General features: G+C 73.5%; 16 protein-coding genes. 2 read left to right on the top strand and 14 right to left on the bottom strand.

From position 1 onward, the window contains the following. Nucleotide 1 precedes the first annotated feature (1 nt). The 12 genes from ACF1BE_RS33495 to ACF1BE_RS33440 all read right to left on the bottom strand — a co-directional run bounded on the left by ACF1BE_RS33495 (nt 2) and on the right by ACF1BE_RS33440 (nt 12,943). On the bottom strand, nt 2–802 hold the full coding sequence (locus tag ACF1BE_RS33495; protein ID WP_392202763.1) for a rhamnogalacturonan acetylesterase: 801 nt from the start codon (nt 800–802) through the stop codon (nt 2–4). A gap of 101 nt (nt 803–903) precedes the next feature. Further along, the gene (locus ACF1BE_RS33490) at nt 904–2,244 is read right to left on the bottom strand and encodes an ABC transporter substrate-binding protein (protein WP_392202762.1); all 1,341 of its coding nucleotides are present in this window, start codon (nt 2,242–2,244) and stop codon (nt 904–906) included. Between the two features lie 71 nt (nt 2,245–2,315). Then, nucleotides 2,316–3,896, bottom strand: a complete 1,581-nt coding sequence (locus tag ACF1BE_RS33485; protein WP_392202761.1) for a family 43 glycosylhydrolase — start codon at nt 3,894–3,896, stop codon at nt 2,316–2,318. Then, on the bottom strand, nt 3,893–4,738 hold the full coding sequence (locus ACF1BE_RS33480; protein ID WP_392202760.1) for a PmoA family protein: 846 nt from the start codon (nt 4,736–4,738) through the stop codon (nt 3,893–3,895). The genes ACF1BE_RS33485 and ACF1BE_RS33480 overlap by 4 nt, the downstream gene beginning before the upstream one ends. After that, a complete protein-coding gene (locus tag ACF1BE_RS33475) occupies nt 4,735–5,877 on the bottom strand; it encodes a Gfo/Idh/MocA family protein (protein WP_392202759.1) in 1,143 nt (380 codons plus the stop codon). Before ACF1BE_RS33475 ends, ACF1BE_RS33480 begins: the two co-directional genes overlap by 4 nt. A 58-nt stretch (nt 5,878–5,935) precedes the next feature. Then, the gene (locus ACF1BE_RS33470) at nt 5,936–6,817 is read right to left on the bottom strand and encodes a carbohydrate ABC transporter permease (protein ID WP_392202775.1); all 882 of its coding nucleotides are present in this window, start codon (nt 6,815–6,817) and stop codon (nt 5,936–5,938) included. Continuing rightward, nucleotides 6,817–7,752 (bottom strand): carbohydrate ABC transporter permease, encoded by a 936-nt coding sequence (locus tag ACF1BE_RS33465; RefSeq protein WP_392202758.1) that lies wholly within the window; start codon nt 7,750–7,752, stop codon nt 6,817–6,819. The genes ACF1BE_RS33470 and ACF1BE_RS33465 overlap by 1 nt, the downstream gene beginning before the upstream one ends. Nucleotides 7,753–7,872: 120 nt before the next feature. Further along, on the bottom strand, nt 7,873–9,606 hold the full coding sequence (gene araD / locus ACF1BE_RS33460) for an L-arabinonate dehydratase (RefSeq protein WP_392202757.1): 1,734 nt from the start codon (nt 9,604–9,606) through the stop codon (nt 7,873–7,875). Continuing rightward, nucleotides 9,603–10,514, bottom strand: a complete 912-nt coding sequence (locus ACF1BE_RS33455; protein ID WP_392202756.1) for a dihydrodipicolinate synthase family protein — start codon at nt 10,512–10,514, stop codon at nt 9,603–9,605. Before ACF1BE_RS33455 ends, araD begins: the two co-directional genes overlap by 4 nt. After that, a complete protein-coding gene (locus ACF1BE_RS33450) occupies nt 10,511–11,167 on the bottom strand; it encodes a GntR family transcriptional regulator (protein WP_392202755.1) in 657 nt (218 codons plus the stop codon). Before ACF1BE_RS33450 ends, ACF1BE_RS33455 begins: the two co-directional genes overlap by 4 nt. Before the next feature lie 132 nt (nt 11,168–11,299). Next, entirely contained in the window at nt 11,300–12,061 is a 762-nt protein-coding gene (locus tag ACF1BE_RS33445; RefSeq protein ID WP_392202754.1) for an MBL fold metallo-hydrolase, read from the bottom strand. 300 nt (nt 12,062–12,361) lie between these two features. Next, nucleotides 12,362–12,943, bottom strand: a complete 582-nt coding sequence (locus ACF1BE_RS33440) for a TIGR03086 family metal-binding protein (RefSeq protein WP_392202753.1) — start codon at nt 12,941–12,943, stop codon at nt 12,362–12,364. A gap of 138 nt (nt 12,944–13,081) precedes the next feature. Between ACF1BE_RS33440 and ACF1BE_RS33435 the strand changes: the two genes are divergently transcribed. Then, entirely contained in the window at nt 13,082–14,314 is a 1,233-nt protein-coding gene (locus ACF1BE_RS33435; RefSeq protein ID WP_392202752.1) for an MFS transporter, read from the top strand. On the opposite strand, the gene ACF1BE_RS33430 is transcribed toward ACF1BE_RS33435, so the two are convergent. Together ACF1BE_RS33430 and ACF1BE_RS33425 are read right to left on the bottom strand one after the other, a co-directional pair. Beyond that, on the bottom strand, nt 14,251–15,414 hold the full coding sequence (locus tag ACF1BE_RS33430; protein WP_392202751.1) for a hypothetical protein: 1,164 nt from the start codon (nt 15,412–15,414) through the stop codon (nt 14,251–14,253). The genes ACF1BE_RS33435 and ACF1BE_RS33430 overlap by 64 nt on opposite strands. Before the next feature lie 34 nt (nt 15,415–15,448). After that, nucleotides 15,449–16,390 (bottom strand): 5-dehydro-4-deoxyglucarate dehydratase, encoded by a 942-nt coding sequence (locus ACF1BE_RS33425; RefSeq protein WP_392202750.1) that lies wholly within the window; start codon nt 16,388–16,390, stop codon nt 15,449–15,451. A gap of 238 nt (nt 16,391–16,628) precedes the next feature. Between ACF1BE_RS33425 and ACF1BE_RS33420 the strand changes: the two genes are divergently transcribed. After that, nucleotides 16,629–17,438 (top strand): NAD-dependent epimerase/dehydratase family protein, encoded by an 810-nt coding sequence (locus ACF1BE_RS33420; RefSeq protein ID WP_392202749.1) that lies wholly within the window; start codon nt 16,629–16,631, stop codon nt 17,436–17,438. The last annotated feature ends 31 nt before the right edge of the window (nt 17,439–17,469 follow it).

Below are 17,469 nucleotides of genomic sequence, written 5' to 3'. Positions count from 1 at the left end.
GTCAGGACCGTGGTGCGGGCGGCCAGGTGATCCAGGACGCCGGAACGTCCTCGTCCAGCCGGACGACGTCGCGCCGGGCCAGTACCCGGGTGCGCAGCAGCTCCCGCGCCACGAGCCGGGCCACGGCGATGGCGCCCGGCGGGTTGAAGTGGGTGTTGTCCTGTTCGGTGGCGGTCCAGTTGAAGTAGGTCTTCGTCTCCTCCACGCCGAGCCGCTGCCACAGCGCGAGCGAGAGCGCTTCGACGTCGAGCAGCGCCACCCCCTCCTCCCGGGCCAGCGCCCGCATGGCCGCCGGATAGTCGCCGTGGGTCGGCAGCGCGTTGCCGTCGGCGTCGAACCTGCGGCGCTCGACGGGGGTGGCGAGGACGGGGCGGGCCCCCCGGGACCGGGCGCCCGCGACGTACCGCCGCAGGCACTCCTGGTACGTCGTCCAGGGCTCGGTGTACCGGGCGGGGTCGGTGGCCTTCTCGTCGTTGTGCGCGAACTGGACGAGCAGCAGGTCACCGGGCCGGATCGAGGCGAGGACCGCGTCGAGCCGCCCCTCGTCCAGGAAGCTCTTCGAACTGCGGCCGTTCACCGCGTGGTCGGCGACGGCGAGACCCTTGTGGAGGAAGAAGGGGAGCGCCATGCCCCATCCGGTCTCCGGGGCCTCGCCGGCGTCCTTCGGGGCGGCCGTGGAATCACCGGCGATGTACAGGGTGCGGGTACGGCGCCCGGCGGCCCGGGCCGTACCCGTCGAGCCGAGGGCGAGGGGGGCGGCGGCGACAGCGGCGAGCCCGAGCTGTCTGCGTGTGAGGGACACGGGGGATGCCTTTCGGACGCGGGGAACCATCAGGGGTGCGGGGCGGTGTCCGGGCGCGGTTCCGGTCCGCTGCGGTCCGCCGGCCGGAACCGCCCGGGCGCTCAGTGGTTCTTCCTCCAGTCGGCCTGGGCCTTGTCGAGCTGGTCGGCCAGCGTGTCCAGGAACTCCTTCGCGCTCAGCTTGCCGAGCAGCACCTTCTGGAAGTTCGGCTCGTTGTCGGCCTTGGAGATGGTGTTCCAGTCCGGCAGGTAGTACGGCAGCTGCACGACCTTGGTGCTGGCGCCGTTCAGCGCCTCTGCGGCGAGCTTCGTCGGCTCCGACGCCCGCACCCACGCGTCCCGCGCCGCCTCGGTGTTCGCCGGCACCTGACCCGCGACCCGGTTCCACCTGCTGTTGGACTCGTGCGAGGCGGCGAACTCGATGAACTTCCAGGCGGCGGCCTTGTGCCCGCTGGACCTGAACAACGCGAGCCCGTCGACAGGGTTGGACACCTGCACCCGGGTGCCGTCGTCCAGGGTCGGGTTGGGCACCCCCTTGAACCTGCCCTTCAGCGCCTTCTCGTGGTCGGCGTAGGACCCCAGGTTGTGGCTCAGCATCCCGATGGTGCCGGAGTCCCACTGCGCGACCATCTTGGTGAAGTCGTTGTTGACGTCGGCGGACGGGGTGTCCTTCTTGTACAGGCCGGCGTACTTCTCCAGCGCGGCCACGTTCCTCGGGTCGTTGACGGTGGTCCGGTCGCCCTTCCAGAAGGACGTGATCCCGCTCTGCCCGTACATCGCGTCCAGGGCCTGCGCGATGGACCCCTCGCCGCCGCGGATGGTGTACCCGAACCGGTTGCGGCCCCGGTCGGTGAGCTTGCCGGCCGCCGCGTAGAACTTCGTCCAGGTGGTCGGCGGGTCCAGCCTGGCCGCCGCGAACAGGTCCGTGCGGTACCACAGCGTGCCGTTGTTGGCGGAGGTCGGCACGGTGTACGTCCGGCCGGCACCACCGGCGGCCTTCACGCTCTCCAGAAACTTCGCGTTGAGCCTGCCCTTCAGGGAGCTGCCGGAGATCCGGTCGTCGAGCGGCTCCAGCGCGCCCTGCGCGGCGACCTCTGCGAGCATGGCCGTCCCGACGCCGCCGACGTCGGGCAGGCCGCCGCCCTGGATGGCGGTGTCGTACTTGGACTGGACGCTCGCGGCGGGCACGCCGACGTACTCGACCTTGATGTCGGGGTACTTCTTCTCGAAGTCGGCGATGATCTGCTTCCACACGTCGGTGCGGACACCGCCGTTGTTGTCCCAGAACGTGATCGTGCCCTTGCCGGAGCCTTCGCCCCCCTTGTCCCCCGCGCTGCCGCTGCCGTCGTCGCCGCAGGCGGTGGCGGCCAGGGCGAGGACGCAGGCCAGGGCGGCGGCCGAGGCGGCGCGTCTGCCGGCACGGATACGGATGCTGCTCTTCATCGGTCGGCTCTCTTCTTCTCTTCTGGATCCAACGGAGGAATGAAACGGTGGGACGCGTGGCGGGACCGGGCCTACAGGGGGGTGATCCGGAACCGGGTGAAGGTCGCCGTGCCCGCGGGTCCCGGCCCCCCGGGCGCGGTGGCGAACAGGCCGAGCAGGGCGCCGACCCAGCGCCAGGGGGTGGCCGCGAAGACGGGCCCGGACGGGCGCGGGCCGTCCCCGAGGTCGTAGCGGAACCGGCAGCGCGCCCCGGCCCCGGCCTCGATCCGCAGCCGCGCCCGCCCCCCGGGCGCGGGGCACGGCACACCGGCGTCGCGTTCGCTCCCCCACGGCCCCGCGATGGGGGCGGGCACCGCGCCGGCGACCGCCTCCGCGAACCGGTGCACGAGCCGGACCGTCCCGTCGGCCCCCCGCTCCAGCCCGATCCAGGCGTACGCGTCCCCGAGCACCACCAGACCCGCCCGCGCGCCCGGCTCGGTGCCCTCCAGCCGCAGTTCGACCTCGACCGCGCGGGGCGGGCCGGGCAGCCGCTGGGTGAGGATGTTCGGCAGCCGGCGCAGGTCGTCGGCGTCGTCCGAGCGCACGCAGGTCAGCCGCAGGCCGTCCCCGGAGTGCTGGGTGGCCCAGCCGTCGCCGGGGTTGGCGGTCCACTGCCACTGCCGGCCGTACCGGCCACCGGGGAAGTCGTCGTCGGTGGCGGGCGCTGCGGGCGGCTGCGGCGGCAGGGCGGGCCGCCGGTGTACGGCGACGGGAGCGCCCTCCTCGCCCAGTACGGGCCAGCCTCCCCCGCTCCCGGCCCCGCTCGAGCGGGAGGTGCCCCCATCGTCCCAGCGCATCGGCTGGAGGTGGACGACCCTGCCGTACGCGCCGCGCTGCTGGAAGTGCAGGAACCAGTCCTCACCGGCCGCGGTGCGCACCCAGCCGCCCTGGTGCGGCCCGTTGACGTCGGTGTCCCCCTGCTCCAGGACGATCCGCTCCTCGTACGGGCCGAAGAACCCGCGCGAGCGGAACGCGCCCTGCCAGCCCGTCGCCACTCCCCCGGCGGGCGCGAAGATCCAGAACCAGCCGTCGTGCCGGTACAGCTTGGGCCCCTCCAGCGTGAACCAGCCGGGGATGCGGTCGCCGTCCACGATCACCTTGCCCTCGTCGAGCAGCGAGGTGCCGTCGGGGTGCATCCGGTGGCCGGTGAGGCGGTTCTTCACGCCGGAGCGGGACCTGGCCCAGGCGTGCACCAGGTAGGCCTCACCGGTCTCCTCGTCCCACAGCGGGCACGGGTCGATCAGTCCCCGGCCCGGCTGGACCAGGTGCGGACGGGTCCAGGGGCCTCTGACGTCGGGGGCGTTGACCTGGAAGATCCCCTGGTCGGGATCGCCCCAGAAGATCCAGAAACGGTCGTCGTGGTACCGCAGGGACGGTGCCCATACCCCGCAGTCGTGCCGGGGCGTCGCGACCTCCTCCTCGGGCTCCAGGCGATCAAGTGCGTGGCCGACGAGGGTCCAGTTGACGAGGTCCCGTGAGTGCAGCAGGGGCAGGCCGGGGACGCGGCCGAAGCTGGAGGCGGTGAGGTAGAAGTCGTCACCGGCCCGGACGACGTCCGGATCGGACCAGTCGGCGTCCAGCACCGGGTTCGTGTAGGTCTCCGGAGTGCTCACGGGCCGACCGCCTTCCGGACCAGGGCCGCCGCCTCGTCCCGTCGCAACCGGCCGTCGGCGACGACGGTGACGATCCGACGTACGACGGTCCCGCCGGGCGCGACGGCCAGCCGCTCGCCGTGCGCCAGGGAGGAGCCGACCCCGGGGTACTCGGCGGCCCGCACGAACCACGGGTCCCGCCGGGTCTCCTCGGTGGCCCCGGCGAAGACCAGCGTCCAGTCCGCGCCCGCCAGCGCCAGCCAGCCGGAGCGGGTGCCGTGCACCTCCGTCTCGCCCTCCCGGCCGGCGGTGAACACCCGTGGCGTCTCCTCCTCCTTGCGGGCCCGCCAGAAGAAGCCGCCGTAGGCCGCGCCGGGCCGCCCGTTGGTGGCGGGGCTGCCGATCGACACGGGGCCGGGGGTGACATTGGTGAGGGAGAAGGTGAAGTCCAGCGCCCACGCGGTGGCGGTGAGTCCGGTGGCGGCGACGGTACGGCGCTCGCGCAGCAGCTCCGTCCCGGCGGCGGTCCAGCGCAGCTCCTCCACGAAGCCGTCGGGGTCGCGGAGCTGGAAGCCGGTGTGCCGCTGGACGCCGTGGTTGTCCAGCTCGGCGGGCCCCCGGCCCCGGACGAAGGTCCGCCCGCCCCAGAAGTTGTGCCCCTCGACGTCGGGAACGGCGACACCGACGCCGAGGTGGTGGGCGTGGTCGGCGGGGGACACCTCGGTGACCGCCGTGCCGGCCAGGGTGGTGACGGGGTGCAGGTAGGGGCGCGGGGAGAGCCGGGCGGACAGCTCGGGCCGGGTGACGTACCGGCCGACCGGGCGGCCCGCGGCCCGCAGGACCAGGGTGTCGGTCGACGTCATCGGGTGCTCACCTCTTTCGGCGGCGCCCAGGAGGCGCCCAGTTCGGAGTAGAGGGCGAGACGGTCGGCCGCCGCCGCGACCAGGTCCTCGACGCCGGGCACGATCCGGCGCCGCTCGGCGGGCAGCAGCCGCCAGGCGTGTCCGGGCAGCGGCGAGGGGTCGGGGGCCGTCCGGACGGCCTCGACGACCCGCATGAAGGCGCCCGTCTCGGCCGGCGGCACCAGCAGGGCGTCGCCGCCGGCCAGGTGACCGGCCAGGTTCTCCAGCAGGTCGGTGCGGCCGTACGCCAGCTCCTCGGGGCCGTGGCCGGCCCGCTGGAGCAGCACCCGGTCCTGCTTGTACCAGAAGGTGATCCGGCCGGTGCTCCCGTGCACCACCACGTACGGCTCCCCGGGCCGTTCGGCGCACAGGGTCGCCGCGACCGTGACCGGGCCGCGCGGGGTGCGGACGCGGACGCAGGAGGTGTCGTCGGACTCGATGGCGTTGGCGCGCAGCAGCTCGGTCTCGATACCGGTGACGTCCTCGGCGCGGGTGGTGCCGAGCACGGCGAGGCCGGTGGCGACGGCGTGCGCGAGGGGGTTGGTGAGCACGCCGTCGACCACGTCGGTGCCGTGCAGGCGCCGCCGGCCCGCCCAGGGCGCGCGCCGGTAGTAGGCCTCGTCCCGGGCCCAGGCGCCGGCCCCGCCGACCCCGGCGACCTCGCCGATCGCGCCCTCCGCGACGAGGCGGCGGATCGCGGGCACGGCGTGCGAGCCGAGGGACTGGAAGCCGATCTGGCAGGCCACCCCGGCCTTCGCGAGCCCGTCGGCCATGCGGCGGAACTCGGCGTAGGAGGGCGCGGGCGGCTTCTCCAGCAGCACGTGCGCCCCGTGCCCGGCGGCGGTGAGGGCCAGGCCGGTGTGGGTGGGGATCGGTGTGCAGATGACGGCGATACGGGCGCCGGTGGCCTCCAGGAGTGCCCCGAGGTCGGTGGACTGTGCCGGTGTGCCGAGGCCGTCCGGGATCTCGTCGGCGGTGAGCGGGGTCAGTTCGCAGATCCCGGCCAGCCGGACGGCACCCCGGGCCTGGAGCCGGTGGATGTTGTCCAGGTGCCGGCGGCCGTGTCCGCGCGCGCCCGCCAGGACGACGGGTACGGTCATGGGGTCCTCCCCGCGCCCGCACGGCGGGCCGCCCGCCGGGAGGTGACCGGGTGGCGTGTCATCCCTTCACCGCCCCCGCGCTGAAGCCGGTGATCAGCCACTTCTGGATGAAGGCGAACACGATCACCACGGGTACGGCGGCGATGATGCCGCCCGCCGCCAGGGCGCCCAGGTCGACGCTGTCCGCGCTCATCAGGGTGTTGAGACCGACCGGGACGGTCTGCTTGCTCTGGTCGGAGAGGAACATCAGGGCGAACAGGAAGTGGTTCCAGGCGTGCACGAAGGCGAAGGAGCCGACGGCGATCAGCCCCGGCCGCAGCAGCGGCAGCACGACGATCCGGAAGGCGGTGAACCGGTTGCAGCCGTCCACCCAGGCGGCCTCCTCCAGCGCGTAGGGCACGTTCCGGATGAACCCGCTGATCAGGATCATCGACAGCGGCAGCTGGAAGACGGTCTCGGCGAGGACGACACTGCCGAGGGAGTTGATCATCGACAGCTCGGCGAAGATCTGGAACAGCGGCACCAGCAGCAGGGCGCCCGGCACGAACTGGGAGCACAGCAGGGCCAGCATGAAGCCGCGCTTGAGCCGGAAGTCGAAGCGGGCGAGGGCGTAACCGCCGGCCAGGGCGACCACGGTGGTCAGCAGCAGGGTGGCGACGCCGACGTAGACGCTGTTGACGAAGTAGGTGCCGAAGCCGCGTTCGGTCCACACCTTCTGGAAGTGCTCGGAGGTCATGGGCCAGGGCACGAGCGAGGTGGAGCCGGCCGGGCGGAGCGCGAAGAGCAGGATCCAGTAGAAGGGGATCAGGGTGAAGAGAAGGTAGATCCCCAGCGGGACGTAGATCCGCAGGCGCGGCACCTCGTCCCAGGCGCGCCGTTTCCGGCCGGCCGGCGCGGGCCCGGGCGCCACGCGCTCGGGTGCGGGAGCGATCTCGGTGATCACTTGGACTCACCTCCGAACTTGCTCAGCCGCAGATAGACGATCGAGCAGAAGAGCAGGATGACGAACGCCACCGTGGTCAGGGCGGAGGCGTAACCGAAGTTGTGGGCGTCGACGCTGGTCCTGGCGATGTAGAGCGGCAGCGTCGTGGTCTCGCCGGCCGGGCCGCCACCGGTCAGGGTGTAGAGCAGGTCGACGTTGTTGAACTCCCACACCGCGCGCAGCAGGGTGGCGAGGACGATCGCGTCCTTCAGGTGGGGCAGCGTGATGTGCCAGAACTGCTTGAGCCGGCTCGCCCCGTCGACCTCGGCGGCCTCGTACAGGTCCCGGGAGACGGACTGGAGGTCGGCGAGGATGAGGATCGCGAAGAAGGGGACACCGCGCCACAGGTCGGCGGCCACCGCCGCCGGGAAGACCGTGGAGGTGTCCGACAGCCAGCTGGTGCCGTAGGAGCCCAGGCCCGCGTCGGCGAGGTAACGGGTCACACCGGTCTGGGAGTTGTACAGGAGCACCCAGATCGCGGAGGTGAGGACGCCGGAGACGGCCCAGGGCGAGAAGACGAGGGCGCGGGCCACCGCCCGCCCCACGAAGGTCTGGTTGACGATGAGCGCCAGGGCGAGGCCGAACAGCAGCTGCAGCCCGACCTCCACCACGACCCACTTGGCGCTGAAGGTCAGCGTGTCCCAGAACTGCGGGTCGTGGGAGAAGGCCTGGGTGAAGTTGCCGAGGCCCGCGAAGCCGTTCCGCCACGGTTTGGTGGGGTTGTAGTCCTGGAGGCTGTAGTAGAAGACGTTGAGCACCGGGTAGGCGATGAAGCCCAGCATGAGCAGGGCCGCCGGGGCGATCAGCAGGTACGGCAGCCTGCGCGGGGTCGCGGAGGCACGGCGCCGCCGGGGTGGCGCGGGCGGTTTCGCCACGGCTGCGGCTTGGGCCATGACTGTTCTCCGTTCACAGGGGGCGGGTGCGGCGGGTGGACCGGGGTGGGCCGGGAACCCCGGCTGCAGGAAGCGCTTGCTACATACACATGGGTGAAGGCCTCCACCCGGGGTGGGGCGTCAGCCGGCGTACGGGTCCGGGACCGTCCCCGGACGGGCCAGGAACTCGAAGTCGCAGCCGGTGTCGGCCTGCGTGACCTGCTCCTCGTAGAGGGCGCCGTAGCCGCGCTCGAACCGGGCGGGCGGCGGGGTCCACGCGGCCCGCCGGCGCTCCAGCTCCTCGTCGTCCACGTGGAGGTGCAGACTGCGGGCCCCGACGTCGAGGGTGACGAGGTCGCCGTCCCGCACCAGGGCCAGCGGTCCGCCGACGTACGACTCCGGGGCGACGTGCAGGACGCAGGCGCCGTAACTCGTGCCGCTCATCCGGGCGTCGGAGATCCGGACCATGTCCCGCACGCCCTGCTTCAGCAGGTGGTCCGGGATCGGGAGCATGCCGTACTCGGGCATGCCCGGGCCGCCCTTGGGGCCGGCGTTGCGCAGCACCAGCACGCTGTCGGCGGTGATGCCGAGCGAGGGGTCGTTGATGGTGCGCTGCATGGTCCGGTAGTCGTCGAACACGACGGCCGGGCCCGTGTGCCGGAGCAGGTGCGGCTCGGCGGCGATGTGCTTGATGACGGCGCCGTCCGGGCAGAGGTTGCCGCGCAGCACCGCGACCCCGCCCTCGCTCGCGACCGGGTTGTCCCGGGGCCGGATGACGTCGTCGTCGTGGACCCGGGCGCCCGCGATCTGCTCGCGCAGGGTGTCGTGCGACACGGTCGGCCGGTCCAGGTGGAGCAGGTCGGTGATGCGGGAGAGGAAGCCGGGCAGGCCGCCCGCGAAGTGGAAATCCTCCATCAGGTACCGCTGCCCGCCGGGGCGGACGTCGGCGAGGACCGGGACCGTGCGGGCGACGCGGTCGAAGTCGTCCAGGGTGAGCCGTACGCCCGCCCGGCCCGCCATGGCGATCAGGTGGATCACGGCATTGGTGGAACCGCCCAGGCCCAGCACGGTGGTGACCGCGTCCTCGAACGCCTCCCGGGTGAGGATGTGGGACAGTCTCCGGTCCCGGTGGACCAGTTCCACGACGGCCAGGCCGGCCCTGGCGGCCATCCGGTCGTGCCCGGAGTCCACCGCCGGGATGCTGGACGCGCCCGGCACGGTCACGCCCAGCGCCTCGGCGGCGGCCGTCAGCGTGGACGCCGTGCCCATGGTCATGCAGTGGCCGGGTGAGCGGGCCAGGCCGCTCTCCAGCTCGGTCATCTCGCAGTCGCCGATGAGGCCGGCCCGCTTGTCGTCCCAGTACTTCCACATGTCGGTGCCGGAGCCCAGCACCTCGCCCCGCCAGTGGCCCGGGAGCATGGGCCCGGCCGGCACGAACACGGCGGGCAGGTCCACGGAGGCGGCGCCCATCAGCAGGGCGGGGGTGGACTTGTCGCAGCCTCCCATGAGCACCGCGCCGTCGACCGGGTACGAGCGCAGCAGCTCCTCGGTCTCCATGGCGAGCATGTTGCGGTAGAGCATGGGGGTCGGCTTCTGGAAGGTCTCGCTGAGGGTGGAGACCGGGAACTCCAGCGGGAAACCGCCCGCCTGCCACACCCCGCGCTTGACGGCCTGGGCGCGGTCGCGGAGGTGGACGTGGCAGGGGTTGATGTCGGACCAGGTGTTGAGGATCGCGATGACCGGCTTGCCGAGGTGTTCCTCGGGCAGGTAGCCGAGCTGGCGGGTACGGGCGCGGTGGCTGAAGGAGCGCAGTCCGTCGGTGCCGTACCACTGGTGGCTCCTCAGGTCCTGGGGGCTCCTGCGGGGTGCGTTCATATCGACCACCCGGCGGCGATGGCGGCGACCTCGGCGCGCTCGTCCTCGGGCAGCGGCCGGCTGGGCGGGCGGACGTCCCGGCGGCACAGGCCGAGCGCGGCGAGGGCCTCCTTGACGACCGTGACGTTGTTCGCGTTGCCGTGCGCGGCGCGCAGTTCCTCGAAGCGGCGGATCTGCTCCCAGACCTTCATGGCGGCCGGGTGGTCGCCGCAGCGGAGCGCTTCGAGCATGTTCCGGGAGACGGCCGGGGCGACGTTCACCAGCCCGGAGGTGAAGCCGGTGGCGCCGGCGGAGAAGTAGGAGGGGGCGTACGGTTCGGCGAGGCCCGCCACCCACACGAAGCGGTCCAGGCCCGCGTCCCGGGCGAAGGCCGCGAACCGGGCGGCGTCCGGGACGGCGTACTTGACCCCGATGACGTTCGGGCAGTGGTCGGCGAGTTCGGCGAGGCGGGCGCCGGGCAGCTGGGCGTTGCGCAGGTAGGGCACCACGCCCAGCTCCGGGACGGAGTCGGCGATGGCGCGGTGGTAGTCGACCCAGCCGGCCGCCGACACGTACGGGTGCACCGGCTGGTGGACCATGACCATGCCGGCGCCGAGGTCACGGGCGTGCCGTGCGGAGGCGATCGCGGTGGGCAGGTCGTGCCCGACGCCGACGAGGACCGTCGCGCGGTCGCCGGCCTCCTGGACGGTCCACTCCGTGACCAGGCGGCGTTCCTCGGGGGTGAGGGCGTAGAACTCGCCCGTGTTGCCGTTCGGGGTGAGGGTGGTGATCCCGCCGTCGAGCAGGCGACGCAGCAGGGCCCGGTGGGTGTCCCGGTCGACGGAGCCGTCCTCGGCGAACGGGGTCACCGGGATGGCCACCACGTCGGCCAGGGCCGCCCGTCGGGTCTCGAACGTCACGGTGCTCATTGCTGACCTTCCGCTGGGAGGAGCTCGGGGAAAGCACGGCGTACGAAGGACCCGATGTGGGCGTGCAGGGCGCCCGCCGCACCGTCCGCGTCGCCGTCCAGCGCGAGCCGCAGGATCTCCCGGTGCTCGGCGGCCTCCCGCTCCCAGGAGGGGTCGGCCGCCCAGGCCACGGCGGAGACGAGGGCGGCCTGGTCGCGGACCTCGTCCAGCATCCGGCCGAGCAGCGGGTTGCCGCACGGCAGATAGAGGGCGCGGTGGAACTCGCGGTTGGCCAGGGAGCGTTCGGCGGTGTCGGTGGCGTTGTCGGCGCGGGTGAGCGCGTCGCGGGCGGCGTCGAGGGAGGCACCCCGCCCGACCGCCCGCCGCAGGGCCTCCGGTTCCAGCAGCAGCCGCACGTCGTAGACCTCGCGCGCCATGTCCGCGTCCACCATGCGCACCGTGACGCCCTTGTACTGGCTCATCACGACCAGGCCGGTTCCGGCGAGCGTCTTCAGGGCCTCGCGCACCGGGGTCTTGGACACCCCGAACTGCGCGGCCAGCTCGGTCTCGACCAGGGCCTGACCGGGTGTCAGCAGGCCGGTCAGGATGCGGTGTTTGATCGCGTCGAGCACGACTTGCGTGCGGGACGGGATCGGGGTGGGCACAGAGGTCATGCGGCCCTCTCGGATCTCACATATCGCGTCTCATATATGACGTACGAAGTACGACGCGTCGAAGGTAGGAGGGGGCACGTGTTTCGTCAATGCTTCTGACAAAGGAAACCGCGACGGTGCGTGGACGCGGTGTCAGAAGGTGTGCCGGTCGCCCTCGCGGGCCGTACCGGTGGGCCGGCCGGAGACGGCGGCGGCCCGGGCGGTGGCCGACTCCCGGGTGAGGGCGGGCCCCACATGGGTGACGAGCAGTTCGCGCACGCCGGCGTCATGGGCGACACGGCCGGCGTCCTCGGGCGTCAGATGCACCGGCCCGGGATGTTCGCCTTCGCGATGTTCCCCGATGTCCGCCTCGCACAGGAACAGGTCGGCCCGGGTGGCGAGTTCGGCGAGCGCGGGACAGGGACCGCTGTCCCCGGAGTACGCGAACACACTCCCCTGGCACTCGGCGCGCAGCCCGTAGGCCTCGGTGCCGTGAGCGACGGCACGCGCGGTGAGGCGCAGGTTCCAGTGCCGGACGTCGTGGCCGTCGTACAGGCCCCGGAAGTCGAGGACGTCCTTCAGGAAGCCGACGTCCGCGCGCCCGAGGAAACCGGCCAGCCGCCGTGCGCAGTCCGGCGGGGCGTACACCGGGACCGGCGCGGGCGGGGTCATCCCGCCGAAGGCGAACGCGTAGGCGGCGGCGAGCAGGTCGGCACTGTGGTCGGCGTGCAGGTGCGAGACCCAGATCGCGGTCAGCCGCGCGGGATCGGTGTACTGCTGCAACGCGGCGAACGTACCGGGCCCCGCGTCCACCCACACCTCGGCACCCCCGCCGGACAGCAGGTATCCGGAACAGGGCCGGCCCGGGCCCGGGTGCGGCGAGGCGGTGCCGAGAACGGTGAGGGTGAGGGGCATGGAAGTGAGCGTACGACGCGACCCACGGCCGGGGCGCGGGAAGGGCGCCCCCGGAGGCCGTCCGGCCCCCGGGTTCCCGCCCGCCCCCACCGGTGCTCACGCCGGGCCCGCCCGTCCGTTCGGCCCGGGACAACACACCTAGGGTCTTTCGTTCGGATCGGGCCGGATCAGGGAGCGGGTCCTGGTGCCGTGCATCGCAAGGCGGAGGAGGGCGCCATGGCGGAGCCATGGCAACCGACGACAACGCGGCGAGGCGCGGTGCCAGGACCCGCGAGCCCGGCATGATCCGAACGAGAGGGCCTAGGGCCGCCACCCCGGCTCCCGCCCGCTCAGCCCCACCGTCCGCTCCAGCAACGGCGCGTCCGCCGGGAGGGGGACGACCGGGCCGAACGGTCCGTTCCCGCGGTCCGGGTCGCCGGCCGCGGCGAGCAGGAAGCCGTGGGCGGCGTCGAGGGCGGCCGGATCGGGGGTGTAGTCCTGGCCGGTCGCGCGGGCCAGGTCCCAGCCGTGGATCACCAGTTCGTCGGCGACGACGGCGCCCGCGACCACGCCCGGCAGGTCCACGCCGCCGGCGCGGGTGCCGCCGGTCCAGGCGGCCGGCTCGCGCCAGGCGCCGGCCAGCTCGTCGAGCGCTCTGGGCAGCTCCTCCCGCCAGCCGGGACCGATGTCCGGGACGACGGCGTCCGGGCTGGTGTCGGTCGTCACCCCGAGGTCCTTGCGGGCGGCGTCACGGAACGCCACGGACAGCGCCAGGAGGTGACCCAGCAGGTTCCGCACCGCGAGGCCCGGGCACGGTGTGGCGCCCGCCAGCTGGTCGTCGGTCACGGACCCGGCGAGCCGGGCCACGATCCTGGTCTGCGGGCCGAGATCCACCCCGGTCATCTCATCACTCCCTCGGTGTCGGATTCCCCGTACGCAATGCTGACCGGTCGGCTCCCCGGAACTCATCGCTCACGTGCCACCGGTACCCGGCACCTTGCCGATCCGACGGGGGACGCCTTAGACGCACGATGAGCCGGTATGACGACTTCCTGGACCGTGGTGCGTGTGCTGCGGGATCGCACGGCGGGGCTGTATCTCGCCGGTGTGGTGGTGTCCGCGTTCGGTACCTCCTCGCTGTGGCTGGCCTCGGGTGTGTGGGTGAAGGACCTCACCGGGTCGGACGGCCTGGCCGCCCTGTGCCCGCTGGCCCTGTGGGCGCCCACCCTGGCGGGGCCGGCCCTGGGCACGCTCGCCGACCGGACGCGCCGCAGGCCCCTGCTCGTCGGGCTGGACCTGGGTCTGGCGGGCCTGCTCCTCGTGCTCCTCGCCGTCGGCTCCCCCGGCCGCGTGTGGCTGCTGTTCGCCGTGCTGTTCCTGTACGGCGCCGCCGACGCCGTCCACGACGCGGCCGAGTCGGCCCTGGTCGCCGCCGCCGTCGGCCCGGATCTCCTCGCCGACTTCAACGGGCTGCGGATGACCGTGACGGAGGGCATGAAGCTCGTCGCCCCGCTGACCGGGGCGGCGCTGTACACGGCCGCCGGCGGCCGGGCGGTGGCCTGTCTGGACGCGGTCACCTTCGTCGTGGCGGCCGGGCTGTGCGCGCTGCTGCGCGTACGGGAGGAGCCGCCCGTCCGGTCCGGCGACGGCTGGCGGAGGCGGACCGCGGAGGGCGTCCGGCATCTGTGGGGGCAGCCGGAGCTGCGCACACTGGTCCGGGCGGGCGGTACGACGATGCTGCTGACCTCGCTCGGCAGCGCGACCGTGTACGCCGTCGTCGGCCGCCTCGGACACTCCCCCGCCTACACGGGGGTGCTCTACGCCGCCCAGGGGGCCGGCTCGGTGGTGGCCGGGCTGCTCGCCGGGCCCGCGCTGCGGCGGTTCGGCGAGCACCGGTGCGCGGCGGCCGGGATCGCGCTGACGGGGGCCGCGGCGATCGCGCGGGCCGTGCCGTCGGACGCGACGGCCCTGGCGTCCGGCGCCGCGGCCGGTCTGGGACTGCCCTGTGTACTGGTCGCCGTGCTCACCGCCGTGCAGCGCCGTACGCCCGGCCCGCTGCTCGGCCGGGTGACGGCCACCGCCGGCACGCTGGTCCTCGCCCCGAACGTGCTCGGGCTCGCCCTCGGGGCCGGCCTGGTGGAACTGGCCGGACCCGGGCTGCTGCTGCCGCTCTACGGCGTGGCGCTGCTGCTGACGGCGATCGCGCCGGCTCAGCGGGCGGCCAGTGCCTCCCGCACCGCGGCCAGGTCCCCGTCCGACGCCAACCCGGCGTGATACAGCCGCAGTTCCGTCGCGCCCTGGGCACGGGCGCGTGCCGCGTCCGCGGCGAGGGTGCCGGGGCTGCCGCCCATCCCGGCGACGACCGTGAGGTTGGCGGCCAGCACCGTCCGCTCCCCCGCGTGCGCGGCGAACGGCGCCAGCAGGGCCGTACCGCCCGTGCAGGGCACCACCACGCCGTCGGCGACCAGGAGGATGCGGGCGGGGTCGACGCCGGCGTTGGCGCCGCAGTGGTAGGACACCGGGTCGGCGTGCAGGAGCACCTGGAAGCCGTCGGGTGCGCCGGCGCGTACGGCGGTGACGGCCTCCTCCTGGAGGGTGGCGGCGGTGGTGTCGCGCCACGCGCGCGTGGCGGCCGCCGTGTCCGCACCGAGGAGCCTGCCCACCGTCGGCCAGCCCCCGTCGTCCGCCGCGCCCCGCCACAGCGGCTCCAGCGCGGTCCGTACGGCCGCCGCCAGCTCGTCGGCGTCGAGGCCGTGTGCGCCGTAGCCGGCGCGGCAGGACGGGCAGAAGCACAGGGACATCAGGTACTGCCCGGCCTCGCCGAGGCCGACGCCGGCGGTCTTGTCGTGGGCGTGCAGGTGCGCCAGCCCGTACCAGCCGAGGGACTCCAGTTCGGTGCCGTGCGCGCCGGGGCGCACGGCGGCCTCGGCGGCCAGGTCGACCAGGTACGCGCGCGTGGCGGGCTGGGCGATGCAGGGCGCCCACGGGTAGCGGTCACCGTAGGCGTTGACGACCGAGGTGTCGGGGTGATCGGCGCCGAGGCGGGAGTTGTGGGCGAGGACGACCCAGGTGTGCACCTCCAGACCGGCCGCGGCGAGGGCGTCGGCGGCCTCGCCGTAGGCGTTGCCGGGGGCCCAGCGGCCGGCGGGGTAGGGCCGCAGGCCACGGCCCGTCCAGCGGTCGCCCGGCGGGTAGAGGACGGACGCGTACTCGGCGGTGACGATGCGGTGGCGGGGGTGGCGGGGGGTCAGGGCGCGGGTGGAGTGGTAGGCGGCGGCCAGGGTCACCTGGTCGACACCGAGTTCCGCGATGCGCGCCGGGGCCCCGGGGTCCCCGTTGACGTCCCAGGGGTACACGAACGCCGACGCCTTCACGCGCCTCCTCCTCTCGAAGCCCGGCCGTGCTCGCTCACGCTTCCTCCTCCAGCAGGGCGTAGCCGCGTTCGATCAGCCGGGCGAGCTGTTCGACGTGGTCCTCGGCCGGCTCGTGCAGCGGGGGCCGCACCTCGCCGACGTCCAGGCCGCGCAGCCGTACGCCTGCCTTGACGAGGGAGACGGCGTATCCGCGGCCCTGGGCGCGCAGTTCGACGAACGGCCGGTAGAAGCCGTCCAGCAGGCGGTGCGCGGTGTCCAGGTCGTCCGTCTCCAGGGCCCGGTGGAAGGCGAGGGCGAGTTCCGGCGCGAAGCAGAACACGGCCGAGGAGTACAGGGTGATGCCGAGGGCGCGGTAGGCGAGCTGGGTCTGCTCGGCGGTGGGCAGGCCGTTGAAGTACAGGAAGTCGCCGGGGGCCTCGGTGCGGACGGCGCTGACGATGCGCTGCACGAGGTCGAGGTCGCCGAGGCCGTCCTTGAGGCCGATGACGCCGTCGGTGCGGGCGAGTTCGACCACGGTCGACGGTGTGAGGACGGCGTTGTCGCGCTGGTAGACGATCACGGGCAGGGCTGTGGCCGCGGCGATCTCGCGGTAGTGCCGCAGCAGGCCGCTCTGGTCGGCGAGGACGAGGTAGGGCGGCATGGCGAGGAGGCCGTCGGCGCCCGCGTCCGCGGCGAGGCGCGCGTAGCGCACGGCGAGCGCGGTCCCGTAGCCGGCGCCCGCGACGACCGGGACGCGCCCCTCGGCCGCCTCGACGGCCACCCGCACGCACGCCTCGAACTCCTCCGGCAGCAGCGCGTGGAACTCCCCGGTGCCGCAGCAGGCGAACACGGCGGCGGCACCGGCCGCGACGCCCCGGCGCACATGCGTGCGGTAGACGTCGAGGTCGAGTGAGCCGCCGGGGCCGTAGGCCGTGACGGGGAAGAACAGCGGCCCGCTCGGGTCACGGAGCCGGGCGGCGAGAGGGGCTGGCGTCACGGGCGCTCCCTGTCGGTGCATGCTTCTGATCGACGTCTATATTTCTGAACAATGTCACGCTACGGGCCGCCATCGGAGCGGGTCAAGCGCGTGAACGGGCAACACAGCAACCGAATTCACCCTGTCACAGCACACTTGACGAGGCGCACCGCCCCTCCCTAGCGTGTCCACACATGTGAATGCCGTCCACGCACGCGGCGTGTCGCAGCGGCACCGAGGACCCCAAGGAGATCGAAGGATGCCCGCTCCCCGTACCCTCCTGCTCACCGGTGCCGCCGGCGGGCTCGGCACCCTGATGCGGTCCCTGCTGCCGGAGTACGGCTACACGCTGCGCCTGTTCGACGTGCGCCCCGTCGAGGGCGCGCCCGACGCGGTCACCGCGGACCTCGGCGACGCCGAGGCGCTGCGCGAGGCGGTGCGGGGCGTGGACGCCGTCCTCCATCTCGCGGGCATCTCCCTGGAAGCGCCCTTCGAGAAGATCCTGCGGTCGAACATCGAGGGCACCTACAACCTGTACGAGGCCGCCCGCCAGGAAGGTGTGCCGCGCATCGTCTTCGCCTCCTCCAACCACGCCGTCGGCTTCACACCGGCCCCGCGCGCGGGCGAGCCGCTGATCCCCGTCGCCACCCCGCGCCGCCCGGACACCTTCTACGGCCTGTCGAAGTGCTTCGGCGAGGACCTGGCCCAGCTCTACTGGGACAAGCACGGCCTGGAGACGGTCTCGGTGCGCATCGGCTCCTGCTTCCCGGAGCCGACCAGCGTCCGCATGCTCTCGGTGTGGATGAGCCCGGCCGACGGCGCCCGCCTGTTCCACGCGGCCCTGACCGCCGAGGACGTCGGCCACACGGTGGTCTACGGCTCGTCCGCCAACACACGCCTGTGGTGGGACCTGGGCAGCGCGCGGGCGCTGGGTTACGAGCCGCGGGACGACTCCGAGCCGTACGCCGCGAAGCTGATCGCCGAACAGGGCGAGCCGGACCCCGGGAACCCGGCCCACACCCACCTGGGCGGGCACTTCGTGAACGACCCGCCGATCTGGCCGTACTGAGGTCGCGGCGGTTCCGGCAGCGGCCGGTGAC

The sequence above is a fragment of the Streptomyces sp. NPDC014991 genome (assembly GCF_043080665.1).
In the GTDB taxonomy this organism is placed as follows: domain Bacteria; phylum Actinomycetota; class Actinomycetes; order Streptomycetales; family Streptomycetaceae; genus Streptomyces.
The sequence above is the reverse complement of the archived record's forward strand: the minus strand, read 5'-3'. Positions and strand labels throughout refer to the sequence as shown.

What these genes read in the sequence shown, in the direction of transcription:
- ACF1BE_RS33455 (WP_392202756.1), bottom strand. Translation starts at nt 10,514, where the DNA reads ATGAGCACCGTGACGTTCGAGACCCGACGGGCGGCCCTGGCCGACGTG.
- ACF1BE_RS33445 (WP_392202754.1), bottom strand. Translation starts at nt 12,061, where the DNA reads ATGCCCCTCACCCTCACCGTTCTCGGCACCGCCTCGCCGCACCCGGGC.
- ACF1BE_RS33490 (WP_392202762.1), bottom strand. Translation starts at nt 2,244, where the DNA reads ATGAAGAGCAGCATCCGTATCCGTGCCGGCAGACGCGCCGCCTCGGCC.
- ACF1BE_RS33435 (WP_392202752.1), top strand. Translation starts at nt 13,082, where the DNA reads ATGACGACTTCCTGGACCGTGGTGCGTGTGCTGCGGGATCGCACGGCG.
- ACF1BE_RS33440 (WP_392202753.1), bottom strand. Translation starts at nt 12,943, where the DNA reads ATGACCGGGGTGGATCTCGGCCCGCAGACCAGGATCGTGGCCCGGCTC.
- ACF1BE_RS33450 (WP_392202755.1), bottom strand. Translation starts at nt 11,167, where the DNA reads ATGACCTCTGTGCCCACCCCGATCCCGTCCCGCACGCAAGTCGTGCTC.
- araD (WP_392202757.1), bottom strand. Translation starts at nt 9,606, where the DNA reads ATGAACGCACCCCGCAGGAGCCCCCAGGACCTGAGGAGCCACCAGTGG.
- ACF1BE_RS33465 (WP_392202758.1), bottom strand. Translation starts at nt 7,752, where the DNA reads ATGGCCCAAGCCGCAGCCGTGGCGAAACCGCCCGCGCCACCCCGGCGG.
- ACF1BE_RS33480 (WP_392202760.1), bottom strand. Translation starts at nt 4,738, where the DNA reads ATGACGTCGACCGACACCCTGGTCCTGCGGGCCGCGGGCCGCCCGGTC.
- ACF1BE_RS33420 (WP_392202749.1), top strand. Translation starts at nt 16,629, where the DNA reads ATGCCCGCTCCCCGTACCCTCCTGCTCACCGGTGCCGCCGGCGGGCTC.
- ACF1BE_RS33475 (WP_392202759.1), bottom strand. Translation starts at nt 5,877, where the DNA reads ATGACCGTACCCGTCGTCCTGGCGGGCGCGCGCGGACACGGCCGCCGG.